The sequence below is a fragment of the Mycobacterium sp. genome (genome assembly GCF_965277065.1).
Taxonomy (GTDB): Bacteria; Actinomycetota; Actinomycetes; order Mycobacteriales; family Mycobacteriaceae; genus Mycobacterium.
The window spans coordinates 463,978-487,584 of the sequence record NZ_CBDIBT010000016.1; the positions used below are offsets into that span (position 1 = coordinate 463,978).

General features: G+C 62.1%; 24 protein-coding genes and 2 pseudogenes. 17 read left to right on the forward strand and 9 right to left on the reverse strand.

What is annotated here, in order from left to right; genetic code table 11:
* Positions 1-102 precede the first annotated feature (102 nt).
* From rpsF to ACQY5A_RS08075, 10 genes are all read left to right on the forward strand, one after another.
* Positions 103-393, forward strand: coding sequence for a 30S ribosomal protein S6 (gene rpsF / locus ACQY5A_RS08030; RefSeq protein WP_428339837.1), 291 nt, complete (start codon positions 103-105; stop codon positions 391-393).
* A gap of 93 nt (positions 394-486) precedes the next feature.
* A complete protein-coding gene (locus ACQY5A_RS08035; RefSeq protein ID WP_428339838.1) occupies positions 487-1,020 on the forward strand; it encodes a single-stranded DNA-binding protein in 534 nt (177 codons plus the stop codon).
* 49 nt (positions 1,021-1,069) lie between these two features.
* Complete coding sequence (gene rpsR / locus ACQY5A_RS08040) at positions 1,070-1,327, forward strand: 30S ribosomal protein S18 (RefSeq protein ID WP_428339839.1); 258 nt, start codon at positions 1,070-1,072, stop codon at positions 1,325-1,327.
* Between the two features lie 34 nt (positions 1,328-1,361).
* Positions 1,362-1,820 carry a 50S ribosomal protein L9 gene (rplI, locus tag ACQY5A_RS08045; RefSeq protein ID WP_428339840.1) on the forward strand — a complete coding sequence of 153 codons (459 nt, stop codon included), beginning with the start codon at positions 1,362-1,364 and terminating at the stop codon, positions 1,818-1,820.
* Positions 1,821-2,426: 606 nt separating this feature from the next.
* A complete protein-coding gene (gene dnaB, locus ACQY5A_RS08050) occupies positions 2,427-4,235 on the forward strand; it encodes a replicative DNA helicase (RefSeq protein WP_428339841.1) in 1,809 nt (602 codons plus the stop codon).
* Between the two features lie 509 nt (positions 4,236-4,744).
* On the forward strand, positions 4,745-5,422 hold the full coding sequence (locus tag ACQY5A_RS08055; RefSeq protein WP_428339842.1) for a TnsA-like heteromeric transposase endonuclease subunit: 678 nt from the start codon (positions 4,745-4,747) through the stop codon (positions 5,420-5,422).
* A 55-nt stretch (positions 5,423-5,477) separates the two neighbouring features.
* Entirely contained in the window at positions 5,478-5,984 is a 507-nt protein-coding gene (locus ACQY5A_RS08060) for a hypothetical protein (protein WP_428339843.1), read from the forward strand.
* 61 nt (positions 5,985-6,045) lie between these two features.
* Positions 6,046-6,852: a hypothetical protein gene (locus ACQY5A_RS08065; RefSeq protein ID WP_428339844.1), complete on the forward strand. Its 807-nt coding sequence runs from the start codon at positions 6,046-6,048 to the stop codon at positions 6,850-6,852.
* Positions 6,853-6,860: 8 nt separating this feature from the next.
* Positions 6,861-7,568 carry a hypothetical protein gene (locus ACQY5A_RS08070; RefSeq protein WP_428339845.1) on the forward strand — a complete coding sequence of 236 codons (708 nt, stop codon included), beginning with the start codon at positions 6,861-6,863 and terminating at the stop codon, positions 7,566-7,568.
* Positions 7,569-7,574: 6 nt separating this feature from the next.
* On the forward strand, positions 7,575-8,759 hold the full coding sequence (locus ACQY5A_RS08075; RefSeq protein WP_428339846.1) for a TniB family NTP-binding protein: 1,185 nt from the start codon (positions 7,575-7,577) through the stop codon (positions 8,757-8,759).
* On the opposite strand, the gene ACQY5A_RS08080 is transcribed toward ACQY5A_RS08075, so the two are convergent.
* Positions 8,714-9,523, reverse strand: coding sequence for a hypothetical protein (locus tag ACQY5A_RS08080; RefSeq protein ID WP_428339949.1), 810 nt, complete (start codon positions 9,521-9,523; stop codon positions 8,714-8,716). The genes ACQY5A_RS08075 and ACQY5A_RS08080 overlap by 46 nt on opposite strands.
* A 126-nt stretch (positions 9,524-9,649) precedes the next feature.
* Between ACQY5A_RS08080 and ACQY5A_RS08085 the strand changes: the two genes are divergently transcribed.
* Positions 9,650-9,811 carry a hypothetical protein gene (locus tag ACQY5A_RS08085; RefSeq protein ID WP_428339950.1) on the forward strand — a complete coding sequence of 54 codons (162 nt, stop codon included), beginning with the start codon at positions 9,650-9,652 and terminating at the stop codon, positions 9,809-9,811.
* Between the two features lie 138 nt (positions 9,812-9,949).
* Here ACQY5A_RS08085 and ACQY5A_RS08090 read toward each other — a convergent pair.
* Positions 9,950-10,372, reverse strand: a pseudogene (locus ACQY5A_RS08090) (TniQ family protein); the annotation flags it as partial.
* Between the two features lie 156 nt (positions 10,373-10,528).
* Between ACQY5A_RS08090 and ACQY5A_RS08095 the strand changes: the two are divergent.
* From ACQY5A_RS08095 to ACQY5A_RS08105, 3 genes and pseudogenes are all read left to right on the forward strand, one after another.
* Positions 10,529-10,825, forward strand: a complete 297-nt coding sequence (locus tag ACQY5A_RS08095; protein WP_428339847.1) for a helix-turn-helix domain-containing protein — start codon at positions 10,529-10,531, stop codon at positions 10,823-10,825.
* Positions 10,825-11,283 (forward strand): annotated as a pseudogene (locus ACQY5A_RS08100) (TniQ family protein); the annotation flags it as partial. The gene ACQY5A_RS08095 and the pseudogene ACQY5A_RS08100, both read left to right, overlap by 1 nt.
* A gap of 822 nt (positions 11,284-12,105) precedes the next feature.
* A complete protein-coding gene (locus ACQY5A_RS08105; RefSeq protein ID WP_428339951.1) occupies positions 12,106-13,467 on the forward strand; it encodes a hypothetical protein in 1,362 nt (453 codons plus the stop codon).
* 594 nt (positions 13,468-14,061) lie between these two features.
* Here the strand turns inward: ACQY5A_RS08105 and ACQY5A_RS08110 are convergent.
* Complete coding sequence (locus ACQY5A_RS08110; protein WP_428339849.1) at positions 14,062-14,268, reverse strand: hypothetical protein; 207 nt, start codon at positions 14,266-14,268, stop codon at positions 14,062-14,064.
* A gap of 740 nt (positions 14,269-15,008) precedes the next feature.
* A complete protein-coding gene (locus ACQY5A_RS08115) occupies positions 15,009-16,370 on the reverse strand; it encodes a trypsin-like peptidase domain-containing protein (RefSeq protein ID WP_428339850.1) in 1,362 nt (453 codons plus the stop codon).
* Positions 16,371-16,693: 323 nt separating this feature from the next.
* On the opposite strand from ACQY5A_RS08115, the gene ACQY5A_RS08120 reads away from it, so the two are divergent.
* Positions 16,694-16,867: a hypothetical protein gene (locus ACQY5A_RS08120; protein WP_428339851.1), complete on the forward strand. Its 174-nt coding sequence runs from the start codon at positions 16,694-16,696 to the stop codon at positions 16,865-16,867.
* A 29-nt stretch (positions 16,868-16,896) separates the two neighbouring features.
* Here ACQY5A_RS08120 and ACQY5A_RS08125 read toward each other — a convergent pair whose 3' ends face one another.
* A complete protein-coding gene (locus ACQY5A_RS08125) occupies positions 16,897-17,466 on the reverse strand; it encodes an ImmA/IrrE family metallo-endopeptidase (protein ID WP_428339852.1) in 570 nt (189 codons plus the stop codon).
* 3 nt (positions 17,467-17,469) lie between these two features.
* On the reverse strand, positions 17,470-17,838 hold the full coding sequence (locus ACQY5A_RS08130; protein WP_428339853.1) for a transcriptional regulator: 369 nt from the start codon (positions 17,836-17,838) through the stop codon (positions 17,470-17,472).
* Between the two features lie 276 nt (positions 17,839-18,114).
* Here ACQY5A_RS08130 and ACQY5A_RS08135 point away from each other — a divergent pair, with 276 nt between their 5' ends.
* Positions 18,115-19,197, forward strand: a complete 1,083-nt coding sequence (locus tag ACQY5A_RS08135) for a patatin-like phospholipase family protein (RefSeq protein WP_428339854.1) — start codon at positions 18,115-18,117, stop codon at positions 19,195-19,197.
* Between the two features lie 77 nt (positions 19,198-19,274).
* Entirely contained in the window at positions 19,275-20,327 is a 1,053-nt protein-coding gene (locus ACQY5A_RS08140) for a ComEC/Rec2 family competence protein (protein WP_428339855.1), read from the forward strand.
* A gap of 538 nt (positions 20,328-20,865) precedes the next feature.
* On the opposite strand, the gene ACQY5A_RS08145 is transcribed toward ACQY5A_RS08140, so the two are convergent.
* Genes ACQY5A_RS08145 through ACQY5A_RS08155 form a run of 3 tightly spaced genes read right to left on the reverse strand, consistent with a single transcriptional unit; the run spans position 20,866 to position 23,539 of the window.
* Complete coding sequence (locus ACQY5A_RS08145) at positions 20,866-21,768, reverse strand: alpha/beta hydrolase fold domain-containing protein (protein WP_428339856.1); 903 nt, start codon at positions 21,766-21,768, stop codon at positions 20,866-20,868.
* The gene (locus tag ACQY5A_RS08150) at positions 21,765-22,766 is read right to left on the reverse strand and encodes an aldo/keto reductase (RefSeq protein WP_428339857.1); all 1,002 of its coding nucleotides are present in this window, start codon (positions 22,764-22,766) and stop codon (positions 21,765-21,767) included. The genes ACQY5A_RS08145 and ACQY5A_RS08150 overlap by 4 nt, the downstream gene beginning before the upstream one ends.
* Positions 22,763-23,539, reverse strand: coding sequence for a cupin domain-containing protein (locus ACQY5A_RS08155; protein ID WP_428339858.1), 777 nt, complete (start codon positions 23,537-23,539; stop codon positions 22,763-22,765). Before ACQY5A_RS08155 ends, ACQY5A_RS08150 begins: the two co-directional genes overlap by 4 nt.
* Positions 23,540-23,607: the final 68 nt, after the last annotated feature.

Sequence of the window (23,607 nt, forward strand, 5' to 3'; positions counted from 1 at the left end):
CCGCCGTCCGGTAGCCTGTGACGGTTGCCGACGCAGGCGACCCTCCTGCCGTGGAGAAATGAGCCACGGCCGCACACGACCATAGGAGGTGATGAGGTTCCCATGCGTCCATACGAATTAATGGTCATCCTCGACCCCACTCTCGACGAGCGCACCGTAGCTCCGTCGCTGGAGACTTTTCTCAACGTTGTCCGCAAGGACGGTGGATCAGTGGAGAAGGTCGACATCTGGGGCAAGCGCCGGCTGGCCTACGAGATCCTCAAGCATGCCGAAGGCATTTACGCCGTGATTGATCTCAAAGCGGAACCCGCGACGGTGTCCGAACTCGACCGTCAGCTCAGCCTGAACGAGTCGGTGCTCCGCACCAAGGTCATGCGCACCGACAAGCACTGACTGGCGACGACCTGTTGGCGAACAACCACGGCACGTCCGAGCCTTTGCGTAGGCTCAGCGTGACTTACGCCAAAACGAACTTAGGAGTTCATTGTGGCTGGTGACACTGTCATCACGGTTATCGGAAACCTGACCGCCGACCCCGAGCTGCGTTTCACGCCGTCGGGCGCCGCCGTCGCGAACTTCACGGTCGCGTCGACTCCGCGCACCTTCGACCGCCAGACCAACGAGTGGAAGGACGGCGAAGCGCTGTTCCTTCGCTGCAACATCTGGCGAGAGGCCGCCGAGAACGTGGCCGAGAGCCTGACTCGCGGCGCGCGCGTGATCGTCAGCGGACGGCTCAAGCAGCGTTCGTTCGAAACCCGGGAGGGCGAGAAGCGCACCGTGGTCGAGCTCGAGGTCGACGAGATCGGGCCGTCCTTGCGCTACGCCACCGCGAAGGTCAACAAAGCCAGCCGCAGCGGCGGCGGTGGTGGTGGCTTCGGTGGCGGCGGCGGATCCCGTCAGCCGGCGGCCGCCCAGAGCGGCAGCAGCAGCAGCGGCGGCTCGGCCGGTGGCGACGACCCGTGGGGCAGCGCCCCGGCATCGGGTTCCTTCGCCGGCGGCGACGACGAGCCCCCCTTCTAACAACCCCCCTTCTGAATAACCCGGGACGACAGAACGAAAGAGATAGACCATGGCGAAGTCCTCCACCAAGCGGCGTCCGGCGCCGGAAAAGCCGATCAAGGCGCGCAAGTGCGTGTTCTGCTCCAAAAAGGGCCAGGACATCGACTACAAGGACACCCAGCTGCTGCGCACCTACATCAGCGAGCGCGGCAAGATCCGCGCCCGCCGGGTGACCGGCAACTGCGTCCAGCACCAGCGCGACGTCGCAATCGCGGTCAAGAACGCCCGCGAAGTGGCGTTGCTGCCCTTCACTTCGTCGACGCGGTAAGCGCGGATACACGCAGAACGGAATCAGCGAAACAATGAAGCTCATTTTGACCGCCGACGTCGACCACCTCGGTGTCGTCGGCGAGACCGTTGAGGTCAAGGACGGCTACGGCCGCAACTTCCTGCTGCCGCGAGGCCTGGCGATCGTCGCATCGCGCGGCGCGCAGAAGCAGGCGGACGACATTCGTCGCGCCCGCGACACCAAGCAGGTGCGCGACCTCGAGCACGCCAACGAGATCAAGACCGCCCTCGAGGGTCTGGGCGCTGTCCCGCTCCCGGTGCGCACCTCCGGCGACTCGGGCAAGCTGTTCGGCTCGGTGACGACCAGCGCGGTCGTCACGGCTATCCGCAAAGCCGGCGGGCCGAACCTCGACAAGCGCGTGGTGCGTTTGCCGAAGGGCCACATCAAGGCCGTTGGCAGCCATCCGATCACTGTGCATGTGCACCCCGACGTCGACGTGCACGTCGCGCTCGACGTGGTCGCGGAGGCGTGAGCTTTTCACACCGCAAACCCCCGGTGGTAGCCACAGTCGGCTGCCCCGGGGTTTTGTGTTTGCATAGCGAACTCATAGTCGTCAGCAACCGATAGCGAACGTTACCGTCCGTTAACACTGTTATTCACTCGGCGAAACACAACACGCCCGAAGTGGCAACCGCGCCCGACACGCCGTAGAGATTCCCATCCACACAAGATACGCAGGTGTGTGGTGCGCTTATCTGCGGTGATGCTGCAATGGCGCATATTGCTCCACAAGTTCTCCACAACCCCTCAACACGGGCGTAGACGGATATGCACACACCATGCACAAGGTTATGAACAACCCCGTTTGTTGTCCTCGCCAGCAACCTTTAACGTCGACCCGTCGTGAGGTGATGCTGGCATTCGAAAGCCGATTCACGGCCCGCGGTGGTTGTCCCGCCGCCTGCGGGTCGAGGTCGGTCACGAGGGCGAAGGCCGTGGATCCGCCTGGGGTGGGCCCCCGATTTTCGGGGGGTGGTGGGCGGTCGGCTGAGTCGAGCGGTGTCGGTGGCGCGTCTTAACGTCTAGCCATCGGCGTCGAATGTGCGTTCGAGCGTCGTGTGTAGGAGGCGGGATAGCAGTGGCGGTCGTTGATGATTTGGGACGTGCGAGCGCGGAGGCGCCGAGTGAGGATTACGGCCGTCAGCCGCCACAGGATCTCGCTGCCGAGCAGTCGGTGTTGGGCGGCATGCTATTGAGCAAGGACGCGATCGCCGATGTGCTGGAACGGCTTCGGCCCAGCGACTTCTACCGCCCAGCGCATCAGAACGTCTACGACGCCGTCCTGGATCTCTATGGGCGCGGGGAGCCGGCCGACGCGGTGACGGTGGCCGCCGAGTTGGACCGCCGCGGGCTGCTACGCCGAATCGGCGGGGCGCCTTATCTTCACACCCTGATCTCGACGGTGCCGACCGCGGCCAACGCCGGGTACTACGCGGGCATCGTCGCGGAGAAGGCGCTGCTGCGGCGGCTGGTGGAGGCTGGAACGCGGGTTGTGCAATACGGCTATGCCGGCGCGGAGGGTGCCGACGTTGCCGAGGTCGTCGACCGCGCGCAGGCCGAGATGTACGAGGTGACCGAGCGGCGGATGTCTGAGGACTTCGTCCCGCTGGAAGACCTGTTGCAGCCGACGATGGATGAGATCGACGCGATCGCCTCTAACGGCGGTCTGGCGCGCGGGGTGCCGACCGGGTTCACCGAGCTCGACGAGCTGACCAACGGCCTGCACCCGGGGCAGATGATCATCGTCGCGGCGAGGCCCGGTGTGGGGAAGGCGCTGGCGCTGGACACGCCGCTGCCGACGCCAGACGGCTGGACCACGATGGGCGCCGTCGCGGTCGGCGATGAGCTGCTGGGTGCCGACGGGCAACCGACCCGCGTGGTGGCCGCCACCGAGGTCATGCTGGGCCGGCCGTGCTACGAGGTTGAATTCTCCGACGGCACGGTGATCGTCGCCGACGCGGAGCATCAGTGGCCGACCGCTTATGGCATCCGCGCGACCGGCCTATTGCGCGGCGGCCTGGACACGATCTCTGCTGCCGGATCCCTGGGCCGCGACGGGATGCGTACGGGCGCCACCACCGTGATGGCCCCGGTGCTGCAAGTGGACGCCGTGCGCCCGGTCTGTTGTGTTCCAGTGCGCTGCGTGCAGGTGGACAACGCGGCGCATCTGTATTTGGCTGGGCGGGGCATGGTGCCGACGCACAACTCGACGCTGGGTCTGGATTTCATGCGGTCGTGCTCGATCAAGCACCGGAAGGCCAGCGTCATCTTCTCGCTGGAAATGAGCAAGTCCGAGATCGTGATGCGGCTGCTGTCCGCCGAGGCCAAGATCAAGCTCGGCGACATGCGCTCGGGCCGGATGAGCGACGACGATTGGACTCGGCTGGCCCGGCGGATGAGCGAAATCAGCGAAGCGCCACTGTATATCGACGATTCGCCAAACCTGACGATGATGGAGATCCGCGCCAAGGCCCGTCGGCTGAAGCAAAAAGCCGATCTGCGGCTGGTCGTTGTCGACTACCTGCAGCTGATGTCGTCCGGCAAGAAAGTCGAGTCCCGGCAGATCGAAGTATCCGAATTCTCGAGGCACCTCAAGCTTTTGGCCAAAGAGCTCGAAGTTCCGGTGATCGCCATCAGCCAGCTCAACCGTGGTCCCGAGCAGCGCACCGACAAGAAGCCGCTGCTGTCCGACCTTCGTGAGAGCGGGAGTTTGGAACAAGATGCGGACATGGTCATTCTGTTGAACCGTCCCGATGCGTTCGAGCGTGACGATCCGCGCGGCGGTGAGGCGGACCTCATTGTGGCCAAGCACCGTAACGGGCCGACCAAGACGGTGACAGTTGCTCACCAGCTTCATCTTTCGCGCTTCACCAACATGGCGCGGTAGTTGTAGGTGTCGAGATGCAACGAAGATTAGCGAGCGGCACCTTCTTGTTTAACAAGCCGTAGGCAGATCCTCGTCGGCTCGCTTATCAGGGGTTTTGAAAGCCAGGGGGCGGAGCCAACCCGGATTCGTAGGGTGTTGTTGGGCCTGACCTGTCGTGCCTGGGCGTCCTTCCGGCTCGCGCTTACCATGGTTATGTCAAGTTCTTCTTGCGATTTTGGCACCCCGGCTGGTATCCGTCGCTAGCGTGCTAACCATGTCCACCGTCGCTTGCCGGCGCGGACGTGGCCAATAAGGCATCCCGCGCATTAGTCCCGGGGAGCGGTGGACGACGCCACAATGACCGTCGCCCATACGCATCTCCTCGAGGCGGGGTCGGCGTTGGCCGTGATCTCACCGAGGCAGACCGTGTCGCTGGCGTAGATTCGCAACCAAACGACCACGACGACGCTCTTTTGACACCTGTGGCCGCATCAATTGCGTGGGAACTGAGAGTCTCCGGGTCAGCCGTTATGGAGGCATGGAACTGGCAGTTGCAAGGTAGCCCACCGGTGCGTCTTCTTGAGTCTGTGCGGATGACGCGTGCCTGCAGGCGTGCAAGGCACATTCCTGTGTCGGCGTTCTCAATGACTAACGGTGACCACGTTTGGTTGGAGTCAGGCCTAGAGCATGACCTCATGCGCAGGTGCGACCGTGACCCCAAGGTCGCGTGGCTTGTGTCGCAGCCTTTTCGGCTGTCGTGGGACGAGCCCGCGCCGGGTGGTCATACGCCGGATTTGCTCACCGTCGGTGTAGGGGGCGAGGTGACAGTCTGGGACGCACGACGGCTAAATAACCAAGACGACGATTTCATAATGCACGCCGACGTCGCCCGGCGTTGTTGCGGGGCGGTTGGCTGGAGCTACGAAGTATTCAGCGGGCTGACAACGATCGAACGAATGAACTTGTTGTGGCTGCACGGTTTTCGTCAGCGCCCGGCATGGATGAACCTGCATGTCGAGTCGATCCGGCGTGTAGCAAGCGGCGATGGCGCAACGCTTGGACACTTGTTCGATCATGACGACGGTTCGGGCGAGCTGAAATCGGTGGTGTGGCATTTGGTGTGGGGCGGCCAGCTTACGGTCGACCTGTCCACGAGCATCACAGAGGAGTCGCGCGTCACTGTGAACGAGGAGTACTGGGATGCCTGAAGGCCGTACCCGCCTACGTGAGGGAACGCGCGTGCTGACTAGAAACGGAACTGGGGTGGTGATCTCGGTAGGCTCGTCTGGCTACATGATCCGTGACGCGTTCGGCGAACTGGAATCGGTGGGTTGGCTCGACGAGGTCACCGTGCGAGAAATCAGCCAAGGCGAAATCGCGCCGCTGACAGAGGCACTGCGGCCGCTCTGGGACGCTCTAGACGAAAACGCCAAACATGTCGCCCTGGATCGTCTGGAGGTGGTTCAGGAGATCATTACTGGTTACCGGGACGGCCACCGCGACCTGGCCCGCGGGGACGAGCCCCGGTACCCGTTCGGGCCGGGTTTCGGCATCTCTGAATCTCGCCGTTGTGACGTGATGGCGGGACTGCTCGCTGAGGAGCAGCGCCACGACCGGGCGGCGCAGCGGCGGCTCCGCGACGGCGATTCAGTTCGGGACAACGAATCCGAGCACAATCAGAAACTGGGTCAGGTCATGGAAAGACAGCGGATTAAGGGCGCTCATCGACGGGCGCAGCCTACGGGCACGGAAACCGCGAGATCTCATTGATTTCCGCTATCGGGCACTCGCCGAGCAGGTACTTGACACCCTCGACGGTGATAGGTCGACGGTGTCCACCAAAGAGATCGATCGCCGTATTCGAGTCCGGCTCATCGACAGCGGCGTCAAAGATCCTCGGGTGCCCGAGCGTATTACCGGCGAGTACCTGTCGACCCTGAAGAGGCAGCGTGGTGCCACCCCGCGTGCCCAGCGCAGCCGAAGTCTACGGAAAACCTCAGGGTTACAACACTTTCCAGCTATCCGCCCCGGGCAGATCGTCGCCATCGATGCGACCAGAGCGGACAACCTTGTGTATTCACCTCTGACTGGCGCGCCGTACAGTGTCGAGATCCTCACGGCTGTCGACGTCGCTACTCGGGTCGTCCTTGCGTTGCGTGTGACTCCGCGCAGCGCCGACGGGATCGACGCCGGCTTGATGATCTATGACATCTGTCGGCCCTTCTCTGCGATTGTCCAGGGAACCGCGATGACTGATTGGCGGTGGGTTGGGCTGCCCGCGCAGCTCGATCTATCGGACACCCCTGTGCGGGCCGGAAACCAACTGATATCGCCGGACTTCACGACTCTGCAGGGGCGACATCACATACCGTCGGTCCGACCCGACGCGATTCACGCGGACCAAGGAGCCATTTTCATTTCTCGGGTGTTTCGAGCGACGTTGCGTGACCTGGGAATTGATCTGCTGCTCAGCCGGGGTGGTCACCCGACGGACAATCCGCACGTCGAGCGATGGCACGAGACGCTTCAGCGGGCGTTGCAACAATTCCCAGGATATAAGGGCCGCAACACGTCTGAGCGCGGAAGGCTCGTTTCTGCAGAACCCCTGATGACCGCCCGCGAACTGAAGATTTCTTGAGACGTTTCGTGGCATTGGACTACCACCGCTCATGGCACACCGGTTTGATCCTGCCGGGGGAGCCGGCCGCACGGTTGTGCCCGCTGGAGATGTGGGATGCATTGGTAGAGGTCACGGGCCGCATAGACGTGCCCCAGACACCGGATTTGATCTACCAGTTTCTGCCGTTGCGTTGGCTGACCATCAGTCATCAGGGGGTTGAGTGGGCCAACCTGGTCTATGACGCCACGACACTGGATAAGTATCGGACCACGCCGAGCGGCTATTTCCGAGACGGTGATAGCGCGGCGCCGTTCCACGTCGATCCGCATGATGTCTCCCGGATATGGTTCCGCGACCCCGAAACGCAACGGGTGGAACCCATTGTCTGGCGGGGCGCTTCGCGCACCGAAGCGCCGATGACCGCTCGGCTTGTAGCAACGGCGTGCCGACGAATCCGCGACCGGGGCGGCAACACCGTCCTTACGAAGAACTCGGCCACACGTCAGATCCTCGACGAGCTCACCGAATTGGCCCGCGTCGATAAAGTCCAATCAGATTCCACCCAAGTAGTAGCGGCGACCCTTCGCGTCGAACAAGCGCGCTGGGACCACCACGAGGCCCAACGCGCCATTGGGCTACACCCGGAATGGCCTGCTGACAAGAAGATCTCGGCGTGGGCACGCGATTGGTCTCCAATGCGCACCCAGTGGCCGGACCTGTTAGCCGAGGACTGACCGAACATGGATTCCCGCCGATGGCACGACTGGTGCACCGCTCCTACACCGGAGGAGCCCCCACCGCTGACGCTCCAAGAGTGGGGCGCCCTCAACAGTGCCCAACGCAGGTCCCAGATCGACCACCTCAAGCGCTGGCTCCATCAGCACTACTTCACCACCGCCCAATTCGATGTTGTCACCCAGCGACTGAACACGATTATCGAGCGCAACGCTCAAACGCCGCCGGGTGCAAAGGAAATCCCCGTCATCACCGGCCCAAATACGATCGGCAAGAGCGTATTCATCAAGGACTGGGCTCGACAGCGATACCTCCACTGGACAGCGTCAGCAGTGGACGGGTCAACACACCGTCCGGTGTGGTACCCGACGCCAGACGTTGAATGCGACTTCTGTCCAGTCGTGTTCATCAATCTTCAAGCCGACGCGCAAACGAAGGCACTCGATTCACAGATCCTGGGGTTTTACGGCCTGCCCAGCGGTACCACTGCCCACGACACAACGCGAAGCGCGATGAAAGCACTTGCCCGACACCAAGCTCGGGTGGTGGTGATCGACGATGTCAATCTGCTCAAAACAGAATGGCGAGGAGCACGAAAAGTGCTCGATCACATCAAATTTCTCAACACCGAACTCGGCGAAAGTGCCGCGACTCTTGTGCTGGTGGGCGCCAACCTGATCGGCGGCGAGCTGCTCAACGATCCGCAGATCAAAGGCAGGTCGACGACGTTTGCGGTGACCCAATACGAAATTGACGAGCCTGACGAGCAGCGCGTCTGGCAGCGCGTCATCCGCGACGTCGAGCAGCGACTCCTTCCGCACTTACCAGCCGGCAGGGATGGGATGCTGTACCGAGATCTGGCGGGTGAGCTATGGTTTCGCACCCAGGGCTACTTCCAAGATCTCAAACAGTTGATCTGCGAAGCGACGCTCGCCGCTACCAACGACGGCACCCACGCGATCCTGCGCCACCACCTCGATGGTGTCACCCTTAGCGATCGTGCTGAAGCGGCGCGTCACGCGATGATGGACAGGAACGGAGCCCTTACAAGGCCTACGGCGAGGGCACTGTCAGCGGCGCCTAACACCGCGACGCCACCGACCGCACAGGCGGCTAAGCTCCCGGCGCCGCGAGGCAAGGCTCGTCAGTCCCGAGGGTCGTCGAGGACAAGGGCCCGTAAACCGGCCTGAGCTTCGGGCGTGAGCCGGGCGCAGAACTCGCGGTAGCCGACCTTGGCGCACGCCGGAACAGGGCTGTGCCATGCGGGACTGGCGCCGAGCCATCCCTGAGCCGGCACGCACCACATCCAGGTGATCGCATACGGCAGCGATGTGAGCCGGCGATGCGGCGTCGACGACGTACGCCAGTGATCGAACCAGTCGGCGGTTTGGGAGGCGAGAGTGGCGACACGCGATTCGCGTTCACGGAAGTCGCGGTCCCGCGGCAGCGCGTCAAGGGTTCGGTGGACCGCGTCAGCAAACACGCCTGGCGTCGCCAGCATTCGGCCACTGGCGGCGCGGGCGGTTCGGTGACCGATCGCGGGATCGAGACCGAGATCGGCGGCGGCAGTCGACCAGTTCGGTGCAGCCGAGACCGATCGCGCCAGGCACAGCGAGGCGTAGAGCCGCGCTGTCCACGGGTAGCTGCCAAGCATGCCGTCGAAAAACCTCGCAAACAGCTCGGGATCGAGAAGTTGAGGGATCGCAGTCATCGGCGGCAGTTGTCGGACGCCCGTCACGTTGAGCCGACGACCAACGTGGTGCCGACCCGAAACGGCCGAGGAAATCAACGCGGCAGTCGTCGCAGTGCGCGTGGTGCGATTGCTCAGCCAGTTGCTCGGCCCGTTAGCCACCGCCGAGATCGGCGCCAGCCAGGACGCGAGGCGTGCTCCCGCCCCTGCAACCGCGCGCTCACCGAGGATGGCATTGGCTTCGGCGAGAACATATGCACGCACTGCCGAGCTTCTGGGCGGGCTAATTCCCCACCGAGGGTTGCGAAGCTCGGCCGTGCGCGAGGCGGACTCGGTCTTTAAGACTGTCGCCCACCCTAAGGCAGTGAAATCCCCTGCAGCGGTGAGGATATGGAGAAGCATCGTCGCGACGTGCCGCAATTCGGCAAGAAAGATGCGGGGATCGACAACCCGGCCCAGCATCTCAATACGCTGGCCTCCCAGCGCCAACGCAATCGTGTTCGCCGTGACGAGGGCATCGGGTGCCGCTGGCGGCGTTCGATGCTCCGCTAGCGTCCGATCGCAGTACCGGCCGACTCCGGTCGGGTTGCCGCACAACTGTTCTGGACCTAAAACCGGTCGCATAGGGGAGTGTCGCCGCATGCGGAAACGCTGCCGACACGCGTCGCACTCGGTGAGTAACTCGACCCCATGAACCGTGCAGACCGTGATGAGCGGCAGCCGCCACTCCAACCGCCACATGCCGTCGCGTGCCAGGCACTGGGGGCAGGCTTGCGTGCCGTGCGGGGGAAACCAGCCTCGCGCGACGAGGCTGCGGTAAGTGTGCCGCCGGCTGGGATCAAGCCCATGCAGATGCAGCGGTAGACCATCGCCGTAGCGCATCAATGTGGCTGCAGTCAGGGCCGCGCTGTCGACTCCTCCGAGATCGGCAATCGCTTTGAGGGCGGCGCACTGGGGTTTGATCATCAAATATGCCAGTGCCGCTGGAGAGGCGCTGAGTGCCCCGAGCATGAGCTTGTGGAGAGTCGCTGTGGAGAGACCGTTCGCCTCGGCGAGCCGTTCAAGGTAGCCGTCTAGCGCCTCATCAGGGTGCAGCGCGGGGCGACTCGGCAACAGCTTGACCGTGATAACTCCTGGTCGGCCTCGTTCGACAGCGGACCCTCAGCCCGATCCGGCCGGACGCGGCACGGCCGGCACCATCCATAACCGACACCTCAATGTATTACTAGTAGGGCAGACATCGTGCAGTGTTCGCCGATTACTGAAGCGGTGCCCACTCGTCCGAATCAGAACAATCCGGAACGCGTGGCGCGTTGGGAGCAATCCCGGCAAAGGGTCGGGGCCAACATCCGCAGGGTACGTACTGAACAGGGCATGACGCAAGAAGCCCTCGCACTCAGGTCCGGTGTGACCCGCAATGTGCTCATTGATGTGGAATTCGGCCGCCGTGGGCTTCTCTACGAGCGACTCTTCGACATCGCCGACGCATTGACGGTGTCTGTCTGCGACTTGATGGAAAAGCGTGGGCATTCGTCAGACCAGGATCGCGAAACTCGCCCGGATTGATGTCCATACCAACGGCGGGCGAGATATCGGGAGCGCGGCTGGGTCCGCGGACACTTCCGCTAGCTGTCACCCCGCTGCCTGGAGAGGCGCTCGAGTCGTGGTTGGCGGCACTGGCACAGTGTCTCGATCTCAAGTGGGGCAGGTTTCTCAGCGCGATCCTTCCCCCAGCCCTCGTGTCAGGAAAACACTGGCTCCGCCGGTTGGATATCACCGCACACCTCAAATCAGCCGAACTGAGGTCCATCTCGGCGGCGACGGGTGTTGACACCGCCACGATCGAGTCGTTGACGTGGCGCCGATTCGACGGCGTTGTCGGAACCGTCGATGTCGCTCGACGGCAGATGAAGCTGACCTGGCCCTTCGGCCGGTCGCGATTTTGCCCCGCATGCCTGGCGAGCTCGCACGGGCGCTGGCAGCTGGAGTGGCGACTTCCGTGGGTGTTTGCCTGCCAACAGCATTCCCAGTTGCTCGCTGATAGCTGCCCGGCGTGTGGACATACTGAACGCACCAGCCGCGGCTGGCTCAGGGGCGACCTCGTCCCCGCTCTCGAAGCATGTCGTGCAGCCCGACCGGACGGAACCCGTTGTGGGCAACGGCTATCGGCAGCATCAACGATTTCTCTCCCGGAGGGACATCCTTTTCTGCAGGCGCAGGCAGCCATATCTGAAGTCCTTACCAACACGACGGTGAGCGCAGGTCTTTACAGAACGATGCCGGTGCCCACGACACAATTTCTCGCGGATCTTCGACTGTTGGCGATGCGATTCGCTGAGGAAATGGCCCCCTATGCACGCGAGATCCTCTCGTTACCTCACTGGGGCGGCGACCTCGTCGGCGCGTGGGACAGCGATGAGGTTCGGCGGTGGCGCGCCCCGCCGAGCACGAGTCGTACAGTGCCGGCGCTTATAGCCGCGGTGGGCATTAGTGCGTCCCTGAGACTCCTTCAACGCGACACTGTCGACCAGGCCGCGGTTCTGATGGAGCCTCTGCTGGTAGCGCGCCGCCAGATCGGTAAAACGGTGAATAACGCTGTCCTATCAAGGGGACACCGCAGTCCCGTCATCGATGCGACGACGGTGCGGGCGCTCCGGAACTCGATGAGCCCGTTAGATCAGCTGCGATACCGGGCGTGGGAGCCGTTTCCGCGGTGCCCGCGCAAATTGCCTGCGTCCGCGCATCGCAGCGTCCCCACCAGTCTGTGGAGCGACTGGTGGATTCGGCTGCTGCCCCCCGACGGGAGATCCGGCCGGCGCAACGCGTCACGAACGGCGCTAGCCATAATGCTGCTCGCAGTGGGCAACCGCGCTTCCGAACACGAGATCGCACGCAGCGTTGCGCTGAAACTCTCGGCCGGAAACTACGCCGAGAATGAGTCCAGCGCCGTCAGAATGCGCCTGCATAACGAAGGGTGGTGGCCCAACGTCGCGACAGCACTGACACGCCTGGCCGACTATCTGCTCGATCACCCCAGTCCGATCGACTACACGCGACGACGGCGACTCGACTACCGAAACATGCTGCCAGACAAGGACTGGCAGGAGATATTCGCCACGACCGATTTCGGACGCCTCGACTGTGCCCACACAGGACAACGCGTCCGCAACTGGATGTTCGACCGGGTCAGCATGCTTCCCGCCAACAGATCCCCCTTCGCTGCACCCATGTCTAAACCGGGGGTTCGACTAGAACCCATTGAATTGCTCGCACCCCCGATTAGTGATCGACTCGACGCCCTCGCATCACGATTTCTCCGACAGCACCGAATCTTTGGTGAACCCGTCGCATGGACGCCGCCACTGACACTGGTCGCCGATCTCGACTTGCCCGGACCCGACGTCGAAGCGCTGGATATCGCACAGCTCCATCGCGGGATCCTTCAGTCACCAACATCGACCCATGCCGTCGCTAAAGCTATGGGCGTGCGGCCACTAGTGGTTCGGCGCCTGCTGGAAAGGTCCCCGCTGCCGCAACCCCTGTGTCGAGGGCAAAAGCGCCCGAAAAAGCCAACACGCCTCGACCGAGCGCGTACTCGACTTCCGAGAGCCGAACTCGCCCGCCTACACGAACGGGAGAAATGGTCGATCCGCGCCATCGGCAAGCATTTTGACATCGATTCAGACGTGGTCAAACAACTGGCCATAGAACTGGGCATCTCAATTCATCTCAACTCGGTGCAACCCAAGCCCGTGGACGCCGAATGGCTGCACCACGAATACATCGTCAAACAACGCACCATAAAAGACATCGCGCTCGAAGTCGGCATCACTCCTCGGACGCTACTCGCTAAAGCCAGCGAATCCGGAATACGCAAGTATCGGCCAACGCCACCCATTTCTGAGGCGTGGATCTACCAAGAGCATGTTGTAAACAAGCGCAGGCTCACCGACATGGCCCGCGAGGCTGGCATCGACCCCCATGCCCTGTTCAGGCGAGCGCGCAAACTCGGAATCCCCGCACTCCAGAATCGGTCATCGCCCGCCACGTCAGCCATCACCCGCGAACGATTCTACGAGGAGTACGTGATCGAGAAGCGAACCCTGACCGACATGACGCGGGATTTCGAAGTCTCCTGCTGGACGCTGAGCAAGCTCGCCAAACAATGGCAAATCCCGGTGCGTCGAAACCGCCGAATGCACTACTAGTAGTACATTCGGTGTATGGCGCAAAGTAAAAGTCGAAGTGGCTCGGAACGTCGGCGACGAACTGACCCGGTAAACATCCGTCTTCTCCCAGTCGAAGCGAGCACTCTCCGACTTCTAGCAAAAGAAAAAGGCTATCCAAGCGTTCAGGCCTTGATTCTAGAAGAATTGAGACCACTGCTCGCGATGCGCAATTACGACGACACAGCTTGCTGAATCTTCAAGAGCCTGTGGACGGCGTCGGAACCTGCATCGTGGTGAGATGTAATCGGATACCCGCGCGTCCACCCTGGCCGGCCTTTTTACCTGGTGGCGCATTCCTAGCGCTCTCCGCCGGCCATGATGATCGCACCCGTGGCTAGCGACGGTCACCCATCGGATTTACCTCGCCGCTCTGGCACGACGACGAGCCGACGGACGGCGGACAGAGCGGATACGCGGCAGTCTTCGCGTCACTGGATGGTCAACTCGTCAAGCTTGCGGTCAGCCTGCGCCTACCCGATAGCAGCGGCCTCAACGTGGTCTAGCACCCATTTGTTTTGGTCGTCGCATCGCCGCCGCATCTCCTCCGCGTCGAGCAAGGTCTCGATCAAGTGGTCATTGACCCTTGGTCGGCTCCGGCAAGATCAGTCGATCCTCGCGCATGTTGGCGAGGACCGCACTCAGGACTCGCCGCGGCAGGCTCTCGGTGTTGATCGAAGCCAAACCGCCGCGGTGTCGAGCCGACCGCAGCCAAGGCACGTCATCATCGCCGAGCAGATCGGCCGGCCGCCGCGAAGCCTCGTCTACTCCACCAACGTCCACCCTGGAATTCTAATGAGTTGCATGTGGACGGCGTCATGCCGATGGATGTCTGGCGCACATACCGGCCACGAGCGGGGATACGCCGAACGCGTGCCTGCCGAGGAGCTCGCCGAACTGCGGCGCGCGGCTCCAGTTTGGTGGAATGGACAGCCGCATGGCGCTGAGGCGTTCGATGCTGAGGACTAGTTCTGCGGCGCGGTCGTGAATGGCCGCGCCGGATGGCCCCCGTCGACGCATCGGACACTAAAGCCCTACTAGTGATACCTTCGACGTGTGGGCCCGGTCGTTGGCTTCCCTGAAGAGTCGGAATCTGGGGCGCGGATCCGGCCGCGCAAGGGCCTTTTCGAAGGCATCGCGGCGCACCCAACTGCCGCTGCCGGGCTCACCCTCACGCGCGGAGGTCGAAACGCTGGAGTGCGTTCTACGTCACGCGCGGGGTTCGCACCGCGCGTGCTGGGCTGTCACGGTGATTTGCACCAAAGCCGCCTAGGCACAACAGTTTCCGCCCAGCCGGTTCGGAGGCGGTCTTCGAGCGGTGACGTTGGTAATCGATGAGCAATGTGCCAAATCCCGTGTTCAATAGCTTGACCTATGCGACCGACACATTGCCGCGATGGTGGCTCTGTGGGGCGCAGATCCAGCTGTCCGGCAGCCCATTTCGTAAGGTGCGGGTTGGTGGCTACACTTACCGCTTTCACGCAGTCCAGTGAAAAACAGGGCGCCCACCAGCGCCATTGTTGTCACTCGCTCATCTTCCATTCCACGAACACCCTGATAATTGTGGGCAGCAGAAATTCAGCCCCATCGTTCTTGGTAGCAGCTAACTCGCTTGCTGCGGAGATGATTTCGGCATAGTCGGCTGCTAGGGCGCCGGCTCGGTGCTCGGTGATGTAGCGGCGATCATTGGGTTTGAGTTGCTCCCACCACAGAGTTAGCCTTTCTCGCTGAGAGGTCAGCCGCTCCCGCAGTTGCTCACTGAGTCGGACCGTTTCGGTATCGGTAGACAGATCGGACACCCATTCGGCTCGGCCGGGCAGGCCGCCTGGGATGAGCGCCAGGCGAGTTACGAGCGCGGTAGATAGGGCTCCGCCTGAGTTCGCCAGCAGTGTGACGAGGTCATCGTCGCTCAAATGGTCGAAAAGGACTTGCTCGCTATGGTCACTGATACCGCTATTGGCGACTCGCTTCGCTCGCACCTGTTTGGTGCATATGGTTCTGACTTCACTTATGCGCCAGCAAAACCCTAGGTCGGACGAGCCGGTATCGTCCTTCGCGAATGCCCGGCCCGAGTAGACGCCGAGGAGCTTCGATTGGGAGCCTTTGGTGTAGCTGAGTTGTTGTTGCTCGGAAAGGAACAATGTGTTGGGGGGTCGGAAAAATATGACCGGGGCGCCGGACTGGCCTTCTCGGGTGCGGCTGTCGACCAGGAAGAGCGGAAGCTCTTGTCCGAGGTCCGATCTCCAGTAGAACGCGGGTTCGGAGGCGATGGTCCCGCGAATCCATAGCGGAAGGTCTATCCCGGTTTGGAGCCCGTATGGGAAGCCGACGACGAACAAGTCCTCGGTGGGCCGCATTCTCGGGTCGGTCGCGGTCGGTGGCTTTGTCGGCTCGGCCTCGTAGGCCTCTATCTGCACGGTCGGATCGGTCACGTCGAACGGTAGGACGGCGATATCGACTCGGCGTCCGTAGTGCGGATGCTCGAGCCACAGAGGGTTGTCGTCGGCGTCGACAATGGGAAGGAGCAGTCGCTTGATGCTGAAGGGCTCGCGGAGATTGTGTCCTCCTGGCGGAAGCGGGCTCCGTAACCCAATCCGGATGTGGGTCGGGGCAACTCCACGGCTTCCGAGTTGGTCATTTTCGGCGTGCCTGCCCGAGAAATTATGGCCGGCCGTGACGAGATAGACGTTCCCGTCGTACCGGTACAGGAAAGCAGTGCCATCTCCCAGCGGGCGGCCCGTTGGCAAGCCTTCGAGGCCGGCCATGTTGGCGCCATCCGGGAACCAGTACATCCTGATGGGCAACGAGCACAGCGACTCGCGCGATATCTGAATTGTGACGTGGACAGTCTCGCCAGCGTTCGGGTCCGGTACGTTGTCGCTCACGTCTTTCGCCTTCCGCCAGCTGCCAGCCTGCGTTCGTCGCGGCCCGCACACCTGAAGTCGTCGTACTAAGCACCCAAACACTGCGCGAGATCGCGGTGCGCAGCGCAGGTGCCGCCGAAGGTCCGGCGCAGGCAGTCAAGAGTAGACATGCGTGCGGACAGAGTGCCAAAGCGTCGAAAGGACTGGACGCGCCCACGCATCAGTTGGGCTCACCGCACTTGACGTAGTCGGCGGTTATCGGCGTGACAGACCTAGGATGAAACTGGCAGATTTTCAAGCCACAGGACTAGGACCGGATGGTGTATCGCGGAAGGACTCGACCGATGGTCTCCGACAATGCAGACACGTGCCGAGTCTGGCGACCGTGGGCCGACGTGGCCGAACTGTTCGACGCGTCCGGCGATCCAGCGTGGACTGATGATCGTGACCGGGTCGACCAAGAGGTACGCGATCCGTGGGAGAGCAGATACGAGAGTCGCGGCGGCCAGGCTTCGTGATGAGTCGTCTTTACTGACGTAATTGAGCATTATCGGCGGCGCGATCTCGCAAATTTATCGCGGCTGCGTTCGACGATTTTTCTTGCACCGCTGTGGTTCATACGCCAACGAGCGACCGCAAGGCTGACGTCGAAGACGTTCGCCGCCTGTTGGTCGGTGGCGTCGGAGCGGGCCAAGCGGATGGCGCCATCGTATGGGATGAGCATTTCGCCCGAAAGCCAGTCGGCTTCGTCCTCCTGGTCGCCACCAAGGCCGCACTTGCGCTCGTCCGCCGAAAGGGACACGCCGAACTGATGTTCCAGCACGACATGAGCAAGCTCGTGACACATAGTTGTGCGCCGGCGTGTCAGCGGCTGGGCATCGTTTTCCAGGATGATTGCCCCTGTCTGAACGGGTATCAAAGCGCCAGACAGTGCGCTTCCGCTCGCCCTCAGAAAGTGATCGCGTGCTGCCCCGTCTAATCCGCTCAGTTGGACGACGGTGATGCCATATTCAGTGGCGAAGGCATAGGGGTCGAAGGGTGCGTGAGCGTCGAGGCCAATGTCCGCGCGCAGTTCCAGTGCGAGGCGCTTGGCCTCGGTTTTGAATCCACGTCGCACGGCTCACCCTTGCGTGCGAGCGCGTTCTACGGTCAAAGCGATGATTTGCTGTAGATACTTGATGTCTGTCTCGCTGAGATCTTTTCTTGCGCGCAGCAGCGGCGCGAGCTGAGCCATCAGATCTGGTTCGCGCGCATTGTTGGCTATCGTCGGGTCGTCGGTCTCGAAGAACTGCTCGGCAGGAACCCTAAGCCACGCAACGATTGTCGCGAAACCGTCGGTATCGGGCTTGAGCCCATTGCTAAGTCTTGAGAGTAATGATGGGCTGACGCCAATCTCGCCGGCTAGACCGCGCCAAGATAGCTGACGTTGTTGGCGCACAGCGTCGAGAGCCGCGTGTAGCAAGGCCGGGTTGATGCTGGTCTTGGGCATTTAGGCACTGTCTCACATCTGCAAGGCCCTGTCACCGCCGACGCACTGTGTTAGGATTCAAACACTCTATCGGATATGAAACGCTAGGAGGGAGCGTCATGGCGGGCAAGACAGGGCGCAGCGCGATCACAGGCCGATTCGTGAAGCAGTCGACCGTGAAAAAGAACCCCAAGACCACAGTGAATGAGAGCAATAAGGGCGGTAAGAAGAAGTAACCATGAGTGCCCAGGTCCCATAGCTGAAAAGCTTGATACGACAAAGGTTTCGGGTCTACTCGTGACAGATTTGCCGCGCATCGGCCTCGCCGTCTCTGGAGGTGGTTTTCGTGCAACCGCGTTCGGCCTGGGTTGCTTGCGCGCGCTGCACGAGCGAGACCTCCTCCGACATGTTCGTGTCGTCTCCGGCGTCAGCGGGGGCAGTCTGTTGGCTTCGATGTGGGCATACGGACCAGAAGATTTCCAGCAGTTCGATGAATCAGTGGTTGCCATGCTCAGCCGCAGTTTGCAAATGGAACTCGTATCCAGGACTTTGGCGCCTGGCGCCATCGCTCGAAGTCTCATCAGCCTCGGTGAGAGTGTGGTCACCGGGGCCCCACCGAGGAACAACCGTACCGGCAGCCTTGTGGCCGCTGTTGCTGCACGACCGTTCGGTCGACGGTTGATCGACGAGGTGACCCATCCCGATTTGGACACGATCGTTTCGGCTACCGACATGGCGTCGGGTAATGCGGTGCGATTTGGAAGAAGAGTTAGCGCTTGCTCTGCTTACGGTGAAATAGTGGGCCCCATAACGGTTGCCGAGGCAGTAGCTGCGTCGGCAGCGTTCCCGTTGCTGTTGCCGGCGCTCCGTCGTGACTACAAGTTTCGCGACCAGAGCGGCGTCGTCTCCGGCCGGACTGTGGTGATGACGGACGGGGGAGTCTACGACAACCTGGGGCTGACGCCACTTATGCCGGGGCGTTCGGCTGAATATACCAAGCACACTTACGATTTGGATTACCTGATCGCTGCTGACGCTGGTCAGGGACGAAGTGTCGGTACTCCCGCGCGATTCATTTTCGGGCGCTTGAAGCAAGCTTTCGCGATCACTCACACCGTGGCGCAGGATGCGGGCCGCTCGAAGCTGCACGCGGCGCGCGAGCGCGGCCAGATCAAAGGTTTCGTACATGCTTATCTGGGGATGAAGGACGAACGGCTGCCGGTAGCCGTTGCAGATCTCTCAAGGCGTGAAGAAGTCGACACCTATCGTACTGACTTCGCGAAGATGCGCGCGGAGCCGCTGGCGAAGATTACGGCGCGCGCCGGGCAGCTGACAGATGCGCTTCTTAGTTACTACTGCCCCGAACTGGATCGAGCGTAAAGCTATGCCCGGTAGAAGATTCCAACGTTGGGAGTCCGCTTGGGATGCGAATAATTTTGGGCACCAGAGGAACAGTGATGTACGAGCTTGATTTCCTGCCAGTGGAAGCCGAGGACGGCAACGGCACTAAGAGCGGGGATGCAATCGCAGGCCGATTGTGGCTACCGGACGGCACCCACCGCGTGATCGTCGTTGACGCCGGCTACAGCGCGATCGGCGAGGACGTTGTCGACCACATCGCCGAGTACTACGGAACTAACACGATCGACCTAGTCGTTTCGACCCACCCCGACGGCGACCACCTCAACGGACTTCTCACGGTGATGAAATCAACGACGGTGCGGGAGCTTCTCATCCACAGACCACGACACCTTCTGTCGGCAGCTGACGCTTCACACTTCACAAACCTTGAGATGATCGATGCGGTGATCGACGAGGCCGAATCGCGCGGCGTGCCGGTGAGCGAGCCATTCACTGGCCTCACAAGATGGGGTGGCGCACTTCGGGTCCTGGGGCCATCCGTCGAGTACTACGAGTACCTCGTAGGTCTCCATGTAAGCGAAGAGCGGTCAGGCATCGGTGAAGCTAAGCGCACCGTGGCGAAGGTCTTGTCTAGCGCGATAGCGGCTGCAGGAGGCTTCCGCGCCGGGGCGCTCCCATACCTCCCTGAGGAAACCCTGGAGGACAATCCGGTGACAAGTCACCGCAATAACACATCAGCGGTATTGTTATTGGAATCCATTGACGGGCAACGTATTCTGCTCACCGGAGACGCAGGCGTGCCAGCACTCAGCCTTGCCGCTGCTGAATACGAGCTGCGGATCGGCACTTTCACCGATCAGCCGCTCAGCGTCTTCCAAGTTCCGCATCACGGCAGTCACCACAACTCTGCACCCTCGTTGCTCGACCGATTTATCGGACCTCAGGGATCGTTCAACACGTTGGATGCCGTCGTTAGTTCAGCAAAGGCCAGCCCGCATCACCCGAGCCCCAAAGTTACCAACGCGCTGCTGCGCAGAGGCGCGAAAGTTGTTTCAACAGAGGGCAAGACGATATGCGCATACTCAGGCCCGTCCCGCATTGGTTGGGTACCAGCCCCGAGCATGCCTCCCCGTCATGAAGACAACTAGTGGCTGGAATCCGTCGGTCCCATGCGGCGGCGCTGACGTAATGGTCGATTATCGGCGCGCTGTGACTTGGCACTTTCCAACCGTGACCGCGATCGGCGCCTACCAACTGCACCTGTCGCGGTTGACGTAAGCACTTATAATCGGCGAGGTCGGGATGTGCAGCTGTTGTTGGCGACTGGACCGACCCAACAGTTGTGCGAAAAGCGGCCGACGGCGGGATCGTTCACGCGCACGTCGGGTCGCTGGTTGTCGTTCTCGGCCTAGTCGCCCTCACCGTCGGGCTGCTGCAGACAGCTGTGGTGCCAGTGCTCGGCATCATTGCCGTTCAATTCGGCGTCTCGCCCGTAGCCGTCAGCTGGGCGGTGGCCGCCGACATGCTCGCTCCTGGACCGAGGATCCCCAGCGGTGTACTGATGCCGGAATCCCCACCGAGAAGGGGGGTTTCGCGACCAAACCGAAATCGGCCATGGAACTGAGCAACCATGCAGCCGCTCCGAATGGCGTGTGGATGGGCGGTCGGGGACGAAGTCTTCGGCAGCTAGGGGAGTACCGAAAGGGCGAACTGCGCGATTCGATTCTGGGCGGGGATCGCCTCGGGCAACCGCATGATCGGCCAGCAGTGGAAGAGTCCGGCCTCTTCGACGTACTCCACCTGAGGCCACTTCCGTTTGAATGCGCGCGACTCCAGTACCAGCACGTCGTCCGTTCCGGCGAACATCAACATCGGCGGGAAGTTCGTGAAGTCGCCCACGATGGGGCTGATACGGGGGTCGTCGTCGGCGAGACCACCCGCATACAGCGCACGCAACTCGTCGATCGTCCGATCGCTCAGCATGCTGTCGCGCCGGCGAATCGCCGGATAGTCCGGATCGTCTCGCCGAACCGCCTCAAGTCCGGGCGAGATCAGCACCAGCCCCTTTGGCAGGTCGATCCCTTCGTCCTGAGCCAGAAGTGCGATGACGGCAGTGAGCATTCCGCCAGCGGAGTCGCCCGCCATGACGAGGTCGTCGGCCCCAGTGGTGGCCACCAATGAGCGATACAGCGCTATGCCGAAGTCGGTGATCTCGGGCGCCTGGGCGTCGGGCGCCAGTGGATACAGCGGAACGATGAACGAGATGCCGAAGTCGTGCGCGAGTCGGGTGATGAACTTCCAGTGAATCGACATCGGTCCGAAGACGAAACCCCCACCGTGCCAGTAGAGGATGCGTACCGAGGATCGTGAGTCCAGGGGGCCGATGTGCCATACCGTCCGACCACGGAACGTCTCCGCGCGCACCGAGAGGCGCTTGCGCATGGCCGAACTCGGCGCCCGACACAACAATTTGCGTCTTCGCCGCCAGTTCTTACGTTCGAGGTCGCCACCCCACATCCACATATTCACCAGCGAAGCGTGGCGCATGGCGAATCCCATGGTGCGGGCCTTGCGCGAGGGCGCGCTCACTGGTCGCGCTTTGTCGACGGAGTCGGGATGGGACTCGGATAGGCGTTACGCAGGCGCTGGACGTCCTCTGCTGACAAGGCTAACTCCATTGTAGGAAGGATATTTTCGAGTTGCGCGACCGTACGTGCGCTGGCGATAGGTGCGGTGACGAAGTCTTGCGCGATCAACCATGCGAGCGACACAGCGGCCACGGTCGTGTGATGGGCGGCGGCGATGTCGTCGAGCACGGCCAGTAGGGCTAGACCGTGGTCGTCTAGATACAGGGTGGGATTGGCCGGACGGGCTTCCGCTTCGGCACGCACGCTGTTGGGAGTACTGCCCGGCCGATACTTCCCGGTCAGGAATCCCGCAGCCAACGCGTAATACGGCATGACCGCGAGTCCCAATCGCTCCACCACTGCGGTGTGAGTCGTTTCAAACTCACGCTCGACCAGACTGTACAGCGACTGGGTGGCAACGAATGACGCGAGATTTTCCCGTTCGGCCACCGCGGCGGCCTCGCTGAGGCGCGACGCGGTGTATCGCGAGGCGGCGATGTAGCGGACCTTGCCCTCGCGGACGAGGGCATCGAATCCGGTTAGGGTCTCTTCGAGCGGCGTTTCCGGATCGTCGGCGTGCGCGTAAAGCAGGTCGATGGTTTCGACGCCCAGCCGTTTCAGGCTGCCCTCGACGTACCGGCGGATCTTCGGCGGTGTCAGGCCGCCGGTCATGCCGTCCAGCACGCCGATCTTGGTTGATACCACCATGCGGTCGCCGCGCCCGCGCCGCCGCATCCATTCGCCGATGATGGTCTCTGACTCACCACCGCTGTTGCCCTCGATGAATTTCCAATAAGCATCGGAGGTGTCGAAGAAGTTGCCGCCGGCACCGGAGAAGGCATCGAGGACGGCGAAGGCCTGGTCTTGGCCAACTGTCCAGCCGAAGACGTTGCAGCCCAGACACAGCGGAAAGACCTCGAGGTCGGTGGCGGCGACCCGGATCAGGTTCGCCGCGGTCACTGGCGCGCGAAGTCGACCGGAACCGTCCAGCTCGACAACTCCATCGACGACGGCGGTTCAGGTGCAACGACGGTCAAGTGGCGTTCCGGCTGCTCGCCCGCGTTCCACGCGCGATACGGGGTGCGCGCCGGCACGACGATCAGATCGTGGCGCCCACCGGTGAACACTTCTCCCGACAGGTCGACGGTCAACTCACCGTCAAGCACGAAGTAAAACTCGTCGAAGGGATGCACGCCGTACTGAGTGGGTTCCGTTCCAGGGGCTACGCGAGTCACTGAGATCATGCCGTGCTCGGAACCGGATGCCCGGTTCGCCAGGATCTGCAACTCGATTTTGCCGTCGGGCATGCTCATCCACTTATCGGCTCGAACTTGCGTCAAACAGTTCGGCGGCGGTGGCTCGTCGTTCTCCGTGCAGAGCTCCTTGATCGGAATCAATTCACCTCCGCTTGCGGGAACTGGTGCGGGAAGCAGGATTTCCATCTGAACAACGGGATCGACGCCTTCGTTCAATGCGAAATGGGCTAGGCCGGCGGGGATGCGAACCAACGTGTCGGGTTCGGCGCGCACTTTGTCGGTTCCCAACTGCACGTCGACGACGCCGCTCATGACGAAGTAGAACTGGTCGAATTTGTGCGTGTGTAGCGGGTCGGCGACGGTCACTGGGGGAATGCCGCCCTTGACCATTGCGCAGTTTTCCAGATGTGCCATGAATTCCGGGGAGTGGGTGCCGGGCTTGGTCGGGATGTCGCCGAACTTCCTCAGGACTCGCATTGGTCTTCCTCCTTGAGTTTGAGAGCAAGGCTGCACTCCGACAGGTGTGGCGGGCGTGTCGCCGACGG